This is a genomic window from Haemophilus parainfluenzae (assembly GCF_900450995.1).
In the GTDB taxonomy this organism is placed as follows: Bacteria; Pseudomonadota; Gammaproteobacteria; order Enterobacterales; family Pasteurellaceae; genus Haemophilus_D; species Haemophilus_D parainfluenzae_O.
This window is the reverse complement of the sequence record NZ_UGHY01000002.1, coordinates 1540592-1554334: the sequence shown is the minus strand read 5'-3', so window position 1 is coordinate 1554334 and position 13743 is coordinate 1540592. Positions and strand designations below refer to the sequence as shown.

Genomic DNA, 13743 nt, shown 5'->3' with positions numbered 1-13743 from the left:
TCAAGGCTATGAATACAAATACGATACACTCAACCCACTGGCAATTAGCCCCACGGAAAACCAAGCGGTGCAAGGCATTGATGATATTCATCAGTGTATTGCCAACATTCTCAACACCCTCAAAGGCACGGATATTCTTCGCCCTGAATTTGGGTCGGATCATTTTCAATATATTGACCAGCCCGAAGATGTCGCCCTGCCAAATATGGTGCGTGAAATCACGCTTGCCCTGCAAAAATGGGAACCCCGCATCGAGGTTGATCATATCGACATTAACGGACAGGCTCCGCATTTTGAGCTGACGATTTATTGGGTGTTAGTGAATGAAGTGTATCGGGAGATTTATCAAACCACACTCGTAATGTAGGAACCGCAGTGAAAAAAGAAGACGTAAAAATTGTCTCTGACGACATCAAGCAAATTTTAGCCGATATCATTGCCGACTACGAGCAGCGTACAAGTAAAACATTGCAACCTGCCCACATTGAACGCTCTATTATTCAATCTTATGCTTACCGAGAAATGCTGGTGCGACAAGGTATTAACCACGCTTTTTTGCAAACTTTTCCGCAATTTGCCACAGGGCTTGCTTTAGATTTATGCGGTGAGCCGATGGGCTGTTATCGCTTATCAGACCAAGCTGCCGAAGTCACTTTGCGTTTTAGCGTGAGTGGTTCGCATTCCGCCATTGTTATTCCACAAGGCACGCTGGTTGGTGCAACCGATAGCCTATTATTCTCCACCCAAACCGAAGTGCGCATTAACCCCACCGAGCAATATGTGGATGTAACGGCGATTTGCCAAACCACAGGCGAAAGTGGCAATAGCTGGCAAATCGGGCAAGTAAAAACGCTCAAAAGTGAACTGCCAGCCGATGTAACCGTCTCCAATATTGATGTGTCGGCAAATGGTATCGACACTGAAAGCGATGATGCCTACCGCAAGCGGATTTTGCTTGCGCCTGAAGCTTTTACCACTTGCGGTTCAGTTGCCGCTTACGAATATCACACTCGTAGCGTGTCGCAAGTGATTTCTGATGTGGCGATTTCCACTCCTCAAGGCGGCACGGTCAAAGTCACAGTATTGACCAAGCACGGACTGCCGTCTGAGATTTTGCAGGAAAAAATTCGCCATTACATCAGTGGCGAAAAACGCCGACCGCTGTGCGACACCGTGATTGTGGCTGCACCTGAACGCAAAAGCTATCGTGTGGTCGCCAATTTAGATTTGCTGGCAACAGTAGCTGAAAATGAAGTGAAAACTCATGCTGAAACCGCTTTGCGAACCTACCTTTCATCTCGCACACAGAAATTAGGGCTGGACATCGTACCGCTTGATATTCAAAGCGTGCTGAAAGTAGCGGGCGTGTACAACGTGCATTTGGCAAGCCCACAACTTACCGAGCTCACGCCTGAACAATGGGCAGAGTGCGAAAGCATCACAATAAACATTAACGCGGAGCGGAAAGATGGCTAAGTTGCAATATCCCAGCATTATCGAAACTTCGCCTAAATTGACCGCACTTGCTGACCTTAGCAAGCGGTTAAATCGGCTGGATAAATCGCAAATTATGACTAGCTTTGTGGATTTAGTCCCGACCGAGTTTTTAGAACTGCTTGCCGAAAAATGGAGTGTCACCAGCTATGACGGCTGGTTACTTGCAGAAAGTGTAGAAGCCAAACGGAAACTCATCAAGCGAGCCGTCGAACTGCACCGCTACAAAGGCACACCGTGGGCAATGCGAGAAATTATTCGCCAGCTGGGATTTGGCGAAGTGGAGATTATTGAAGGCTTGTTTGACAAACGTCGCGACGGTTCATTTATCCGAGATAGCACTTACTACCACGGCGACCGTTCAAAATGGGCGCATTACCGCGTAATTTTGCAACAAGCCATCACCAACGACCAAGCCGATTTACTGCGAAAAACCTTGCGTGTTTTTGCTCCTGCTCGCTGTGTGTTAGCGAGCTTAGACTACCGTCAAGCAACACTTCGGCACAACGGTATGGCAATACGTAACGGCAGATTTAACCGAGGCACAGCTTAACTCAAAAAGGAAACAAAATGGCAAATTTAACCTTAACCCGACAATGGGTGGAAAACATCTATCAACTGGAAACATCCGACCCTGTAATGGGCGGACCAGACGGCATTGATAATCGCCAAGCCAAAGAACTGGGTGCGAGAACGAATTGGCTAAAAGACCAAGTGGACGGTATCAACCAAGACCGCACTGGCTACGCCCCCAAAGCCAGCCCTGCATTCACGGGCATACCCACTGCACCAACGGCTGCGGCAGGGACGAATAATGCTCAAATTGCGACTACAGAATTTGTAAAAACCGCAATCGCTGCATTGGTAGGGTCAGCCCCAGCAGCATTAGACACGTTAGAAGAATTGGCACGTGCATTAGCTGGTGATGCAAATTTAAAAGCCACATTGCTGGCAGAAATCGGGAAAAAAGCCAATGCCACTGATTTTAATGCCTTACATGATTTATTTATTGGTATCCCTATCCCTTATCCACTCTCTACCGTCCCAACAGGTTGCTTAGCCATGAACGGACAGCGGTTTGATACTCGTCGATATCCAAAATTAGCACAGAAATATCCGTCAGGACAGTTGCCTGATTTACGCGGGGAGTTTATTCGCGGTTGGGATAATGGTCGTGGGGTTGATGCGGGGCGTGGGTTGTTGTCGGCACAGGGAGATGCGATTCGGAATATTACAGGGCAGGTTGGAACAGATAACGGATGGATCTTCAGAAGTCCGTCCGGTGCTATTTTTGACCCATATAATGGCAACAACACTCAGAGATTAAGAGCTGTGACAACACCTGATGGCGTAGGCAATGACGGCAGAAGTATCGGTTGGTTTAACTTTGATGCAAGTAAAGTTGTTCCAACGGCTAACGAAAACCGCCCACGCAATATCGCCTATCACTACATCTGCCTAGCCGCATAAGGAGTACAACATGACCGTAACATTTAATCAAGACGGCTTTGCCGAAACCAGTGGCGAAATCACCGTGTATTGCACTGACAACCAAGATATTTACAGCCACAGCACCACCGAATATGTGAGCGAAGGCGGAAGCCTTTCCGCAGGCAGTTATTTAGATGCACCGCCACAACCGAAACAAGGCTTTGTCATTGTGCGAGCAGATAACAGTTGGCAATATCAAGCCGACCATCGTGGCACCTATTACAGCAAGGAAACAGGCGAAAAAGTAGAACATACTGCACTGGGTGAATTGCCTGATAATTTAACTGTGCTTGAGCCTCTTGCTGAACCGTGCAAGTGGAATGGCACAGAATGGGTGAAAGATGAAGCGAAAATTGCCGAAATCAAATCCCAACAACAAGCCGAAATGTGGGAACGTATTAAACAAAAACGCCACGACAACTTACGCGGAGGTGTGTTTGTACGGTCGATTGGTAAATGGTTTCATTCCAATGATGAAAGCCGTCAGCAATACACCTTTATGCGAACGCTTGAGCAGCTGCCGCCCAATATGCAATGGAAAACTATGGAGAATGCGTTTGTTCCATTTAATGGAGCTATTTTGGACGAGCTTTCCTTGCAACTGATTGCCGATGAGCAAGCGGATTTTGCCAACGCAGAACGCCACAAGCATTTAATGGAACAGGTGGAAAATCCGCTCAATTACGATTTTTCAGACGGCTGGACGACGACTTTTACGGAGTAGCTTATGGCAATTTATTTGGCGTTATACAAACACAAACGTGATTGGAGAAAAGAACCATTCAAAGCCCTTGCCGACCGAGCTACTCGCTTTTTCACGAAGGGCAAATACTCCCACTGTGAAATCGCCGTGGAACGCATTGAATTTACCAACGGGCATCATTACGAACATCAAACCGTGTTCGATTGCTACTCATCCAGCGTGCAAGATGGCGGCGTGCGTTGCAAACAAATTGATGTATCCGATAACACCAAATGGGATTTAATCCCCCTTAACGAGGTCACCGAGGAGCAAATTAAAGCTTATTTTAACCGCACTTCTGGCAAGGCTTATGATTGGTGGGGTGCGCTTGGCATTGTGTTGAGCATTAAGCAAAAACGCAGCAAGTATTTTTGTTCTGAATGGTGTTTTAATGCGATTCATGGGAGTGAAGAAGGTTGGCGATTTAGCCCGAATCAGTTGGCTGCAATGTTTATTAAGGGATAATAATGACAAACAAACAAACAAACAAACAAACAAACAAACGGAGCGTACTATGTTTAAACAAGCACCGCTACCGTTTGTTGGACAAAAGAGAATGTTTCTAAAGCACTTTGCAACGGTGCTAAATGAAAACATTGAAGGTGATGGCGAAGGCTGGACGATTATTGATACCTTCGGTGGTTCAGGATTATTAAGCCATGCAGCTAAACACATCAAACCGAAAGCGCGAGTAATCTACAACGATTTTGACGGCTACGCAGAACGATTAGTGCATATTGATGATATTAACAAGTTACGAGCCGAGCTTTACTCCGCAGTTAGTAACGCTACGCCAAAAAACAAACGAATGACGAAGGATTGCAGGGCAGAATGCGTCAGAATCATTCAAGATTTCGAGGGTTACAAAGACTTAAACTGCTTGGCTAGCTGGTTACTATTTAGCGGACAGCAAGTTGCAACTCTTGAGGACTTGTTCCAGTGTGATTTTTGGCATTGTATTCGCCAGTCAGATTATCCAAAGGCGGATGGTTATTTGGATGGTGTAGAAATTGTGCGGGAGTCATTCCATACGTTGCTACCGAAATTTGCGGATAATCCCAAAGCGTTGTTTGTGTTAGATCCGCCTTATCTCTGCACCAGACAAGAAAGTTACAAGCAAGCTACGTATTTTGACTTGATTGACTTTTTGCGACTGGTCAATATCACCCGACCACCTTATATTTTCTTCAGCTCAACAAAATCGGAGTTTGTGCGGTTTATTGAGTATATACAAGAAGATAAGGTGGATAATTGGCAGGTTTTTGACGGTGTGAAAAGAATTGTGGTAAATGCATCGGCGAGTTATTCGGGGAAATATGAAGATAATATGATCTATAAATTCTAACACCATTGAAATTCTAGATTATAACCACATCTAATATCTAAACACATTTTTATGTGTGAGGAAATTATTGTTTATGTTTTTAAAATGAGGCAATTTATGGCATCTTCAGGAAACGCAATACATTTGGCATTCCATAACTGTTTAGATGATTCAACCGAAACAACTTTTAATAAAGTTCGTAATGCAAAATTATCTCGATGGAAGCACTCTCTCAATGAAAAACAAGAAGATTGGGTCTTTTTTGACAAATGGGAAATTAGGCTAACCATTTTAGATGGGAGAGTTCGATCTTCTAATGTATTAACGAAAGGGCAAATAGAAGAAGGGTCGAAAGAAGAAGTAATTTCAATTTTGAAAAATTACCTATCTGATTTGAATGAAAACAATATCGATAGTTTTTCGTTTGAAATAGCTGATACTGACCCACTAGACGTAATAGCATACTAACCTAAAATTTGTAATGCTGTTACAGAATATGAAAAAAGCGAGATATTTTTAGTATCTCGCTTTTTTAGCTCTAGTTATATTGCGCGGTTTTAAATTGGTCAGCCGTTTTTGGATGGCGAATATGCAAAACGGTGTGATTGAGTTTCCAAGCATCGACGATACAGAAGGTCGTCTGAAAACCCGATTTATCCGCAAAATGCAGCCTGAAAAACCGTTCAAGCGCGGCGAAAACGTTAAGCCTGTGGAAGATGAAGACAAGGAGCTGGAATTATGAGCTGGATGCAGAAACTTTATCGGACGTATGAATATGTCCAAGAGCAAGGTTTGGATGATGAAAATTTGGCATTGCCGTTTCATATGTCCAAAGCGGTTCATTTAAAAGTTATTTTGAATGATAAAGCAGAGCTCGTTGGGGCAGAGAGATTTGAGGTAAAGAAACAAGTTCCGATACAGGTAACTGAAAAATCATCAAAACGTGCAGGATCAACTATCGCTTCTTATGCATTACATGATGGCTTGCAATATATTGCTAAAACAGCGGGAAATTACTTAACAATTGAATATCTTTCTAAAGTGGCTGAGAAGGACAACGGAAAGAAATGGAAAGAATTTCTTGCAGGGACTGATGAAGATAAACAGAAATTTGCCGATACGGAAAAAGCAAAATATAAAGATTGTTTTGAGTTTTATGAAAAGCAATTATCTGGCTGGACTGAGTTCGGAAATTTGAAAGAAATAAATATTGTTTTGCAATATATTCAAAAAGGTTCATTGATTGAAGATTTGTTAGAGAAACAGATTTTTTCTTTCAAGGATAATATTTTGTCGGCAGGAAAAGATGATCCTTTTAGCTTGACCATTGTATGGGCTGTTGAAATATCTAACGACCCACATTCGGATTTATGGAGTAAAAACAGTATAAAAAAACAATGGATAAAATATCAAGAAAGCCAGTCTAGAGAAGAAAGTGAACAACCAGAATTATGCTACATCACTGGTGAAAGAGATTATGCGGCAAAGGCTTATCCCAAAATTGAGGGTAATGCGAAATTGGTTTCTGCTAATGATACCAGTGGCTTTACTTTTCTTGGTCGGTTCTTATCAGACAAGCAAGCAGTAGCTTTGGGGAGAGATGTTTCTCAAAAAGCCTTTAATATGCTGAAGTGGCTTATAAAACGCCAAGGCATCCGAAACGGAGATCAAGTTACCGTCGCCTGGGCAATCAGCGGTAAACCCGTCCCATCTCCGATGAAAGACATTTCCAGCGAAATCGATTGGGATAACCTGGACATAAGTGCGGTTGAAAATCCTGATGAAATCGTCGCCCAAAGGCTACCTGAAAACTCAGAACCGTCCCCGATTGGTCGGTGAATATCGGGCGTGCTGCTGCACAAATTATCAAAAAGAAACTGCACGGCTATCAGGCAGAATTGAAAGCCCACGAACAAATCTCCCTGATTATGCTCGATTCTGCCACGCCGGGGCGCATGGCACTGACCTATTACCAAGAATTTCTGCCTGCCGACTATTTCGCTAATTTGGATGCATGGATTGACGATTTTTCTTGGTATCAGCGTTACAGCATTGAGCAACCGAATGCTAAAAAATCAGATAAAAAGAAAACCCTTTGGGCTTTCGTCCCGCCGTCGCCTTACAGCATTGCCGAAGCCGTGTACGGCAAATCCCTGTCCGATACGCTCAAAAAACAGCTTTACGCTCGCCTTCTGCCCGTTATCGCAGGCGGAACATTCGTGCCGATCCCTGAAGATTTAGTGCAAAAGAGTTTTAAGGTAGCCTGCAGTCCTTTTGCAAATCATCGCCCTGAAGATGGAGAAAAAATCCGATCTGCAAATTGGCAAAGAAACATCGGCGTTGCCTGCGCCCTATACAAAGGCTGGCGCGCTCGTCATCACGATTTATCACAACGGAGAACTTACCCTATGAGTTTGGATACCCAAAACCGCTCGCGCGACTACTTGTACGGCAGGCTGCTTGCCGTCGCCGAAAACACCGAATCCTACGCCCTGTATTTGGCGGGCGAAAAACGCGCCACCACCGCCGAGCGCTATATGCAGCGTTTCGCCGAACACCCATTTGCCACATGGCGTAATATTGAGCTGGCATTGAAACCCTATCAAGAACGCCTGCGCAACAATGGCAAAGATACCGGTGTACAGGCAATCGGCGAAATTATGGAATTATTTGCCACCAATGATTTCACCTCCGACGACAAATTAAGCGGCGAATTTCTCTTGGGCTACCACTGCCAAAAAATGGAAATCACCCGTCGTATTGCCGAGCTTTCAGCCAATAAATCCAAAACCCACGAATAACCCAACTTAAAGGAAAACCAAAATGAGCTTAACCCAAAAAATCGACTTCGCCTTAATCCTGAAAGTAACCAACGCCAACCCTAACGGCGACCCCTTAAACGGTAACCGTCCGCGTGCCGATTTCCAAGGCTTCGGCGAAATGACAGACGTCTGTTTAAAACGTAAAATTCGAGACCGTTTACAGGATAAAAAATACCCAATTTTTGTTCAAGCAAACGAACGTAAAGATGATGGCATGGTGAGTTTAAAAAACCGTTATGACGTGTTTATTAAATATTTAAAAGACAGCAAAAACAGCATTGAAGAAACCAAGGGTGAAAATGCAGATAAGCAAAAGTCAGCTAAGAACGAGTTAAAAAAAGATGAAATAGCCAAAAAAGCTTGTGAAAAATGGCTAGATGTACGTAGCTTTGGTCAAGTTTTTGCTTTTAGCGGGAAGGATGAAGATGGTGTGTCTATTGCTGTTCGTGGTCCAGTTACCATCCACTCTGCGTTTAGTGTTGAGCCAATTAATATTACTAGTACACAGATCACTAAAAGCGTGAATGGTGATGGCGATAGTGATGTGAAAAAAAGCTCCGACACTATGGGCATGAAGCACCGCGTCGATCAGGGCGTGTACGTTGCCTTCGGTGCAATGTCGCCGCAGCTTGCCGAGCGCACCGGTTTTTCAGACGACGATGCCGAAAAAATCAAAGCCGTGCTCACCAAACTCTTTGAAGGCGACGCATCATCCGCCCGCCCCGAAGGCAGCATGCAGGTGCTGAAACTCATCTGGTGGGAACACAACAGCAAAGCAGGGCAATATTCTTCAGCTAAAGTGCATGGTAAGTTGAGAAAAATTATTGAAGAGAGAATAAAAAATAAATCCATTGATGGTCTGATTGAGGATATAACCGAAGAGAAACTTACCGTTAAGGAAAGTGAAGAAACATTGAAACCTGAAATCCTTGATGGTTTTTAACTTCTAAAACATTCAAAAAATACTCATAAATCACTTATATGATTTCGGAGCAGCTGGCGTAGCTAACATTCAAAAAACGGAGTTTTTTGTGACCGCACTTTTAACCGAAACCCAAGGGGAAAATCAGGATGCGCGCCTGATTCCCCTTTCTGCCCTGCAACACTACGCCTTCTGTCCGCGTCAATGTGCCTTGATTCACAACGAGCAGGCGTGGGCGGAGAATTATTTGACTGCGCAGGGCAAGGCGCTGCATGAGCGGGTGGATTCGGGCGAGCCGGAAACGCGTAAGGGCGTGCGTTTTGAGCGGACGGTGCATGTGTCAGCGGAGAAGCTGGGCATCAGCGGCGTGTTGGATTTGGTGGAAGTGGACACGAAAACAGGCCGTCTGAAACCCGTGGAATACAAGCGCGGCAAGCCCAAACTCGACCCGATAGACGAAATCCAGCTTTGCGCCCAAGGCTTGTGTTTGGAAGAAATGACGGGGCAAACCGTCAGCGAGGGCGCGCTGTGGTATATGCAAACCCGCCACCGCATCCCCGTCGTCTTTTCAGACGACCTCCGAACCCGCACGTTCGCCACCATCGCCGCCGTCCGCGAACTCCTAATCAGCGGCCAAACCCCGCTGCCCGACTACGCCAAACGCTGCAAAGCCTGCTCGCTGGTAGAGATTTGCCAGCCGGAGTTATTGGGGAAACGGGATAGGAGTGTGGGGTATGTGGCGGAGTTGTTTGGGGAGTGATGTTCAGGTTTACCCTAGTAATGTATTATTGATATATCTAGTTTTTTATTAGTAAAGGAGCTTAAATGAAAATGAAATTTTCAGGAAATATCGATGAATTAAAAAGCCAATTAACTGAAGGAGGCTTTTCTAATTATGATGAAAAACAAAATAATGGTTGTTATTGCTTTAGATTCCCAAATGGTTCCATATTAAATTTTTGGTCTAGCAATGGAACTGTAAATTTACAAGGGAAAACAGATGAAAACTTATCTGAATTCGTTCATAGAATATGTGGCAGCAAGATACAACACTCAAATAAAATTAGTAATGAGCCTGTTACTCCTGCTCAAATAGAGGCTAAAGGAAAAGTTTTTGTCGTTCATGGTCACGATACCGCAGCAAGAGAACAGTTAGAATTGGTTCTTCATAAATTAGGAATTGAACCCTTTGTATTGCAAAATACTAGCGGAGGAGGATTAACTATCATTGAAGCTTTGGAAAAAGAAATTGGACAGAATCCTTCTGAAGTCACTTTTGGTATTGTTCTATTAACTCCAGGTGATATGGGATATTCAAAAAGTTCAAGACCAGAGGAGGCTGAGCCTAGGGCTAGACAAAATGTCGTCTTAGAAATGGGGATGTTATTATCATCCATTGGTAGAAGTAGAGTGGCTATTTTAAAGAAAGGACATTTAGAGGTCCCATCTGATGCTAATGGAATTTTATATATATCTTTTAACGAACATGTGAGAGAGACTGTTCCAAGGCTTGTGGAAAGATTAAATCAAAGTGGTTTTAAAATGACGCCAGAGAATATTGCTAGAGCATCATCGTAACTCTTAAAAGTTGTAATTTATAGTTAATTAGCTTGTTTTTTATGTGATATTCGATTTTGTAAGCATAACTTAGGTTTTGATTGAAAGAGTCCCTAGCAAAATGACGGTGTGGGAATCAACAGCGTTGTTTACACTTTTGGCTTTTGCTTGAAGACCCGTTTGAGCAGCTATCCGGAACTGTCAAAAATGTTGATAGACACGGGAAACCCGCTCTGTTCTTGATAATGACGGATAGCTGCTTAAGAATCATTCAAGCAAAAATAAAAGCTGTCTGCCGTAGAAAAAGTGTAAATAACACGACGATTTCCTACAACCAAGGTCGTCTGAAAACTATATTTGGGAGAATAAATCGTTTTATTGGGTTAAGACATCTTACGTAATCCAACCTAACATTTTTCAGGTAGCTCAAATCCATCACACCAAAAAAGTGCGGTCAAACCCCAAGGAGTTCCCCATGCGCAAACTGCAAAACACGCTCTATATCACCACCCAAGGCAGCTATCTGCATAAGGAGCGAGAGACGCTGGTGGTGGAGCAGGAGCGTAAGAAGGTGGCGCAGTTGCCGGTGCATTCCATCGGGCATATTTTCTGTTTTGGGAATGTGCTGGTGTCGCCGTTTTTGCTGGGGTTTTGCGGTGAAAATAATGTGAATTTGGCGTTTTTTACCGAAAACGGACGTTTCTTGGGGAGACTTCAGGGGCGGCAGAGCGGCAATGTGCTGCTTCGTCGGGCGCAGTATCGGGTGTCGGAGCAAAATCCCGCGCCGATTGCGCGCAATATCATTGCTGCAAAGATTCAGGCGAGTAAGCGGGTGCTTCAACGGCAGATTCGCAATTATGGCGAGAATGCGGCGATTCAAAGTGCGGTCGATTCTTTGAATATTTCGCTGCGGCAGTTGAGGGGCGCGGACGGGCTTGACGTGTTGCGCGGCATTGAGGGCGATGCGGCGGCGCGTTATTTTCGCGTATTCGGACAGCTTTTGAGCGAAAAAAGCGGCTTTACTTTTGACGGACGCAACCGCCGCCCGCCCAGAGACGGGGTGAATGCGCTGTTGTCGTTTGTGTACAGTATTCTTGGCAAGGACATCAGCGGCGCGCTGCAAGGCGTGGGGCTGGATCCTCAGGTGGGCTTTCTGCACGCCGATCGACCGGGGCGCGACAGTTTGGCGCAGGATATTTTGGAAGAATTCCGCGCGTGGTGGGCTGACAGGTTGGTGTTGTCGCTAATTAACCGCGGGCAAATCAAACCGCAGGATTTCGTTACCGAGGCAAGCGGCGCGGTAAGCTTAAAAGCCGATGCGCGTAAGCTGTTGTTCCAAGCCTTGCAGGCGAAAAAGCAGGAGAAAATCGTTCATCCGTTTTTGGGGGAGGAAGTGGAAATCGGGTTGCTGCCGTATATTCAGGCAATGCTGTTGGCGCGCCATTTACGCGGAGATTTGGCGGAATATCCACCGTTTTTGATGAGATAAACCATGTTAATGCTGATTACTTATGATATTTCTTTTGACGATCCAAACGGGCAAGCGCGATTGCGTCGTATCGCAAAACATTGCTTAGATTACGGCGTGCGGGCGCAATATTCGGTATTTGAATGCGATGTCACGCCTGACCAATGGGTTATGTTGAAAAGCAAACTGTTGGAAACCTACGACCCCACATGTGACAGCCTGCGTTTTTATCATTTAGGCAGTAAGTGGCGTAATAAAGTGGAGCATCATGGGGCAAAACCGGCAGTAGATGTATTTAAAGACGTGTTTGTCATTTAGTTCGCTAACCTGTTGTTCTCATTAAAACCCTGATGGGATAGCGATCTTTGTTTTCTTTAACAATTTGGATAAGTTAATCTATTTGTATAACGACAATGTGGCCGTTATACTAACTAAACTCCTTATCATAAAATCAGTTAGCGAAATACGGTATTTAATTTGCTGATTTGTCTTGCTTTTTTATGTAGGGAGCAGCCACCTTCGGGTGGCTATGCGTTGAAACCAAATCATCGCAAGTAAAGCGAGATGAATAACGTTGCAGCCACCTTCGGGTGGCTATGCGTTGAAACAAAACTTAATAAATTTGAATAGTATAATATTTGCCTTCCCACTCTATCTCTCAACCCGATTCATGCCCAACAATATTCCCCCTTGTATTTCCCCCTTATTCGCTCTAGACTATGCCCCATTTTTAGCTTTCATGATTTACAATTATGCGTGTTTCTGACTTTCATTTTGGCTTACCAGATGAGCTGATTGCTCGTTACCCTAAAGAAGATCGCTCTTCTTGCCGTTTGCTACAGCTTAATGGCGAAAACGGGGAAATTTCTCACCGCACTTTTACGGATGTATTGGATTTAATCGACGAAGGGGATTTGTTGATTTTTAACAATACGCGCGTAATCCCTGCTCGTATGTTTGGTTGTAAAGCCAGCGGCGGGAAAATTGAAGTGTTGGTCGAACGTGTTTTAAGTGAACATCATTTCTTAGCGCATATTCGCTCATCAAAAGCCCCGAAAGAAGGCGCAGAATTATTTTTAGGCGAAGATAAACTGGGTGAGAATAATGGCGTAAAAGCCATTATGGTGGGTCGTCAAGATACGCTTTTTGAAGTGGAATTATCGGATAAAAGTCGCAATGTGCTTGATGTGTTACAAGAAATCGGTCATATGCCTTTGCCGCCTTATATTGATCGCCCTGATGAAGAAGCGGATCAAGAATGCTATCAAACCGTGTATAACAAAGTGCCTGGTGCAGTGGCTGCGCCAACGGCTGGCTTGCATTTTGATGATGAACTGTTACAAAAATTACACGAAAAAGGCGTTAATTTTGAATTTGTGACCTTGCACGTGGGCGCAGGCACATTCCAACCCGTACGTGTTAAAAATATTGAAGATCACATTATGCACGCGGAATATGTGGAGCTTTCTCAAGAAGTCTGCAATGCCATTATTGAAACGAAAAAAGTGGGCAAACGCGTCATTGCAGTAGGTACAACATCAGTACGTTCTGTCGAAACTGCCGCCCTATCTGCAGAAGAAAATGGCAACCCTGATTTAATTGAACCTTATTTTTCTGATACGTCCATTTTTATTTATCCAGGCAAGTCCTTCCGCGTGGTGGATGCGTTGATTACCAACTTCCACTTGCCAGAAAGCACATTGATTATGTTGGTGTCTGCCTTCGCAGGCTTTAGCCACACCATGAACGCCTATAAAAGTGCGGTCGAAAATCGCTACCGTTTTTTCAGTTATGGCGATGCGATGTTCATTACTAAAAATCCCAATGTGAAAGGGTTAGAATAAGTGGTTTGACTTATTTTCAACCAACTCATAAAATACCTATCAAGAAGCCTGTACTAACAGGCTTTTTTATTGAACAACA

General features: G+C 44.3%; 15 protein-coding genes and 2 pseudogenes. All 17 read left to right on the top strand.

The annotated features are described in order from the left end of the window. The first annotated feature begins 8 nt into the window (after positions 1-8). The 17 genes and pseudogenes from DX522_RS07890 to queA all read left to right on the top strand — a co-directional run bounded on the left by DX522_RS07890 (position 9) and on the right by queA (position 13664). Positions 9-367 (top strand): annotated as a pseudogene (locus DX522_RS07890) (GPW/gp25 family protein). An 8-nt stretch (positions 368-375) separates the two neighbouring features. Beyond that, complete coding sequence (locus DX522_RS07885) at positions 376-1476, top strand: baseplate J/gp47 family protein (protein ID WP_115180401.1); 1101 nt, start codon at positions 376-378, stop codon at positions 1474-1476. After that, the gene (locus DX522_RS07880; RefSeq protein WP_115180400.1) at positions 1469-2047 is read left to right on the top strand and encodes a phage tail protein; all 579 of its coding nucleotides are present in this window, start codon (positions 1469-1471) and stop codon (positions 2045-2047) included. Before DX522_RS07885 ends, DX522_RS07880 begins: the two co-directional genes overlap by 8 nt. Before the next feature lie 17 nt (positions 2048-2064). Next, entirely contained in the window at positions 2065-2964 is a 900-nt protein-coding gene (locus DX522_RS07875; RefSeq protein ID WP_115180399.1) for a phage tail protein, read from the top strand. A gap of 10 nt (positions 2965-2974) precedes the next feature. Then, entirely contained in the window at positions 2975-3709 is a 735-nt protein-coding gene (locus tag DX522_RS07870) for a DUF4376 domain-containing protein (RefSeq protein WP_115180398.1), read from the top strand. Positions 3710-3712: 3 nt separating this feature from the next. After that, complete coding sequence (locus tag DX522_RS07865) at positions 3713-4192, top strand: enoyl-CoA hydratase (RefSeq protein WP_111353654.1); 480 nt, start codon at positions 3713-3715, stop codon at positions 4190-4192. Between the two features lie 49 nt (positions 4193-4241). Continuing rightward, entirely contained in the window at positions 4242-5072 is an 831-nt protein-coding gene (locus DX522_RS07860; RefSeq protein ID WP_115180397.1) for a hypothetical protein, read from the top strand. Between the two features lie 51 nt (positions 5073-5123). Then, positions 5124-5519, top strand: a complete 396-nt coding sequence (locus DX522_RS07855; RefSeq protein WP_129110922.1) for a hypothetical protein — start codon at positions 5124-5126, stop codon at positions 5517-5519. Positions 5520-5610: 91 nt separating this feature from the next. Beyond that, a pseudogene (locus DX522_RS07850) lies at positions 5611-5793 on the top strand (type I-C CRISPR-associated protein Cas5); the annotation flags it as partial. Beyond that, on the top strand, positions 5790-6890 hold the full coding sequence (locus DX522_RS11715; protein WP_262054198.1) for a type I-C CRISPR-associated protein Cas8c/Csd1: 1101 nt from the start codon (positions 5790-5792) through the stop codon (positions 6888-6890). The pseudogene DX522_RS07850 and the gene DX522_RS11715, both read left to right, overlap by 4 nt. Continuing rightward, positions 6887-7852: a type I-C CRISPR-associated protein Cas8c/Csd1 gene (locus DX522_RS11710; protein ID WP_262054197.1), complete on the top strand. Its 966-nt coding sequence runs from the start codon at positions 6887-6889 to the stop codon at positions 7850-7852. The genes DX522_RS11715 and DX522_RS11710 overlap by 4 nt, the downstream gene beginning before the upstream one ends. Positions 7853-7874: 22 nt before the next feature. Further along, entirely contained in the window at positions 7875-8816 is a 942-nt protein-coding gene (cas7c, locus tag DX522_RS07840) for a type I-C CRISPR-associated protein Cas7/Csd2 (protein WP_115180395.1), read from the top strand. Between the two features lie 88 nt (positions 8817-8904). Next, the gene (gene cas4, locus DX522_RS07835) at positions 8905-9555 is read left to right on the top strand and encodes a CRISPR-associated protein Cas4 (protein ID WP_115180394.1); all 651 of its coding nucleotides are present in this window, start codon (positions 8905-8907) and stop codon (positions 9553-9555) included. Positions 9556-9620: 65 nt separating this feature from the next. Beyond that, positions 9621-10373, top strand: coding sequence for a nucleotide-binding protein (locus tag DX522_RS07830; RefSeq protein ID WP_262054196.1), 753 nt, complete (start codon positions 9621-9623; stop codon positions 10371-10373). A 454-nt stretch (positions 10374-10827) separates the two neighbouring features. After that, entirely contained in the window at positions 10828-11841 is a 1014-nt protein-coding gene (gene cas1c, locus DX522_RS07825; RefSeq protein ID WP_115180393.1) for a type I-C CRISPR-associated endonuclease Cas1c, read from the top strand. Between the two features lie 3 nt (positions 11842-11844). Further along, complete coding sequence (gene cas2 / locus DX522_RS07820) at positions 11845-12138, top strand: CRISPR-associated endonuclease Cas2 (RefSeq protein ID WP_115180392.1); 294 nt, start codon at positions 11845-11847, stop codon at positions 12136-12138. Between the two features lie 434 nt (positions 12139-12572). Beyond that, a complete protein-coding gene (queA, locus tag DX522_RS07815; protein ID WP_115180391.1) occupies positions 12573-13664 on the top strand; it encodes a tRNA preQ1(34) S-adenosylmethionine ribosyltransferase-isomerase QueA in 1092 nt (363 codons plus the stop codon). The last annotated feature ends 79 nt before the right edge of the window (positions 13665-13743 follow it).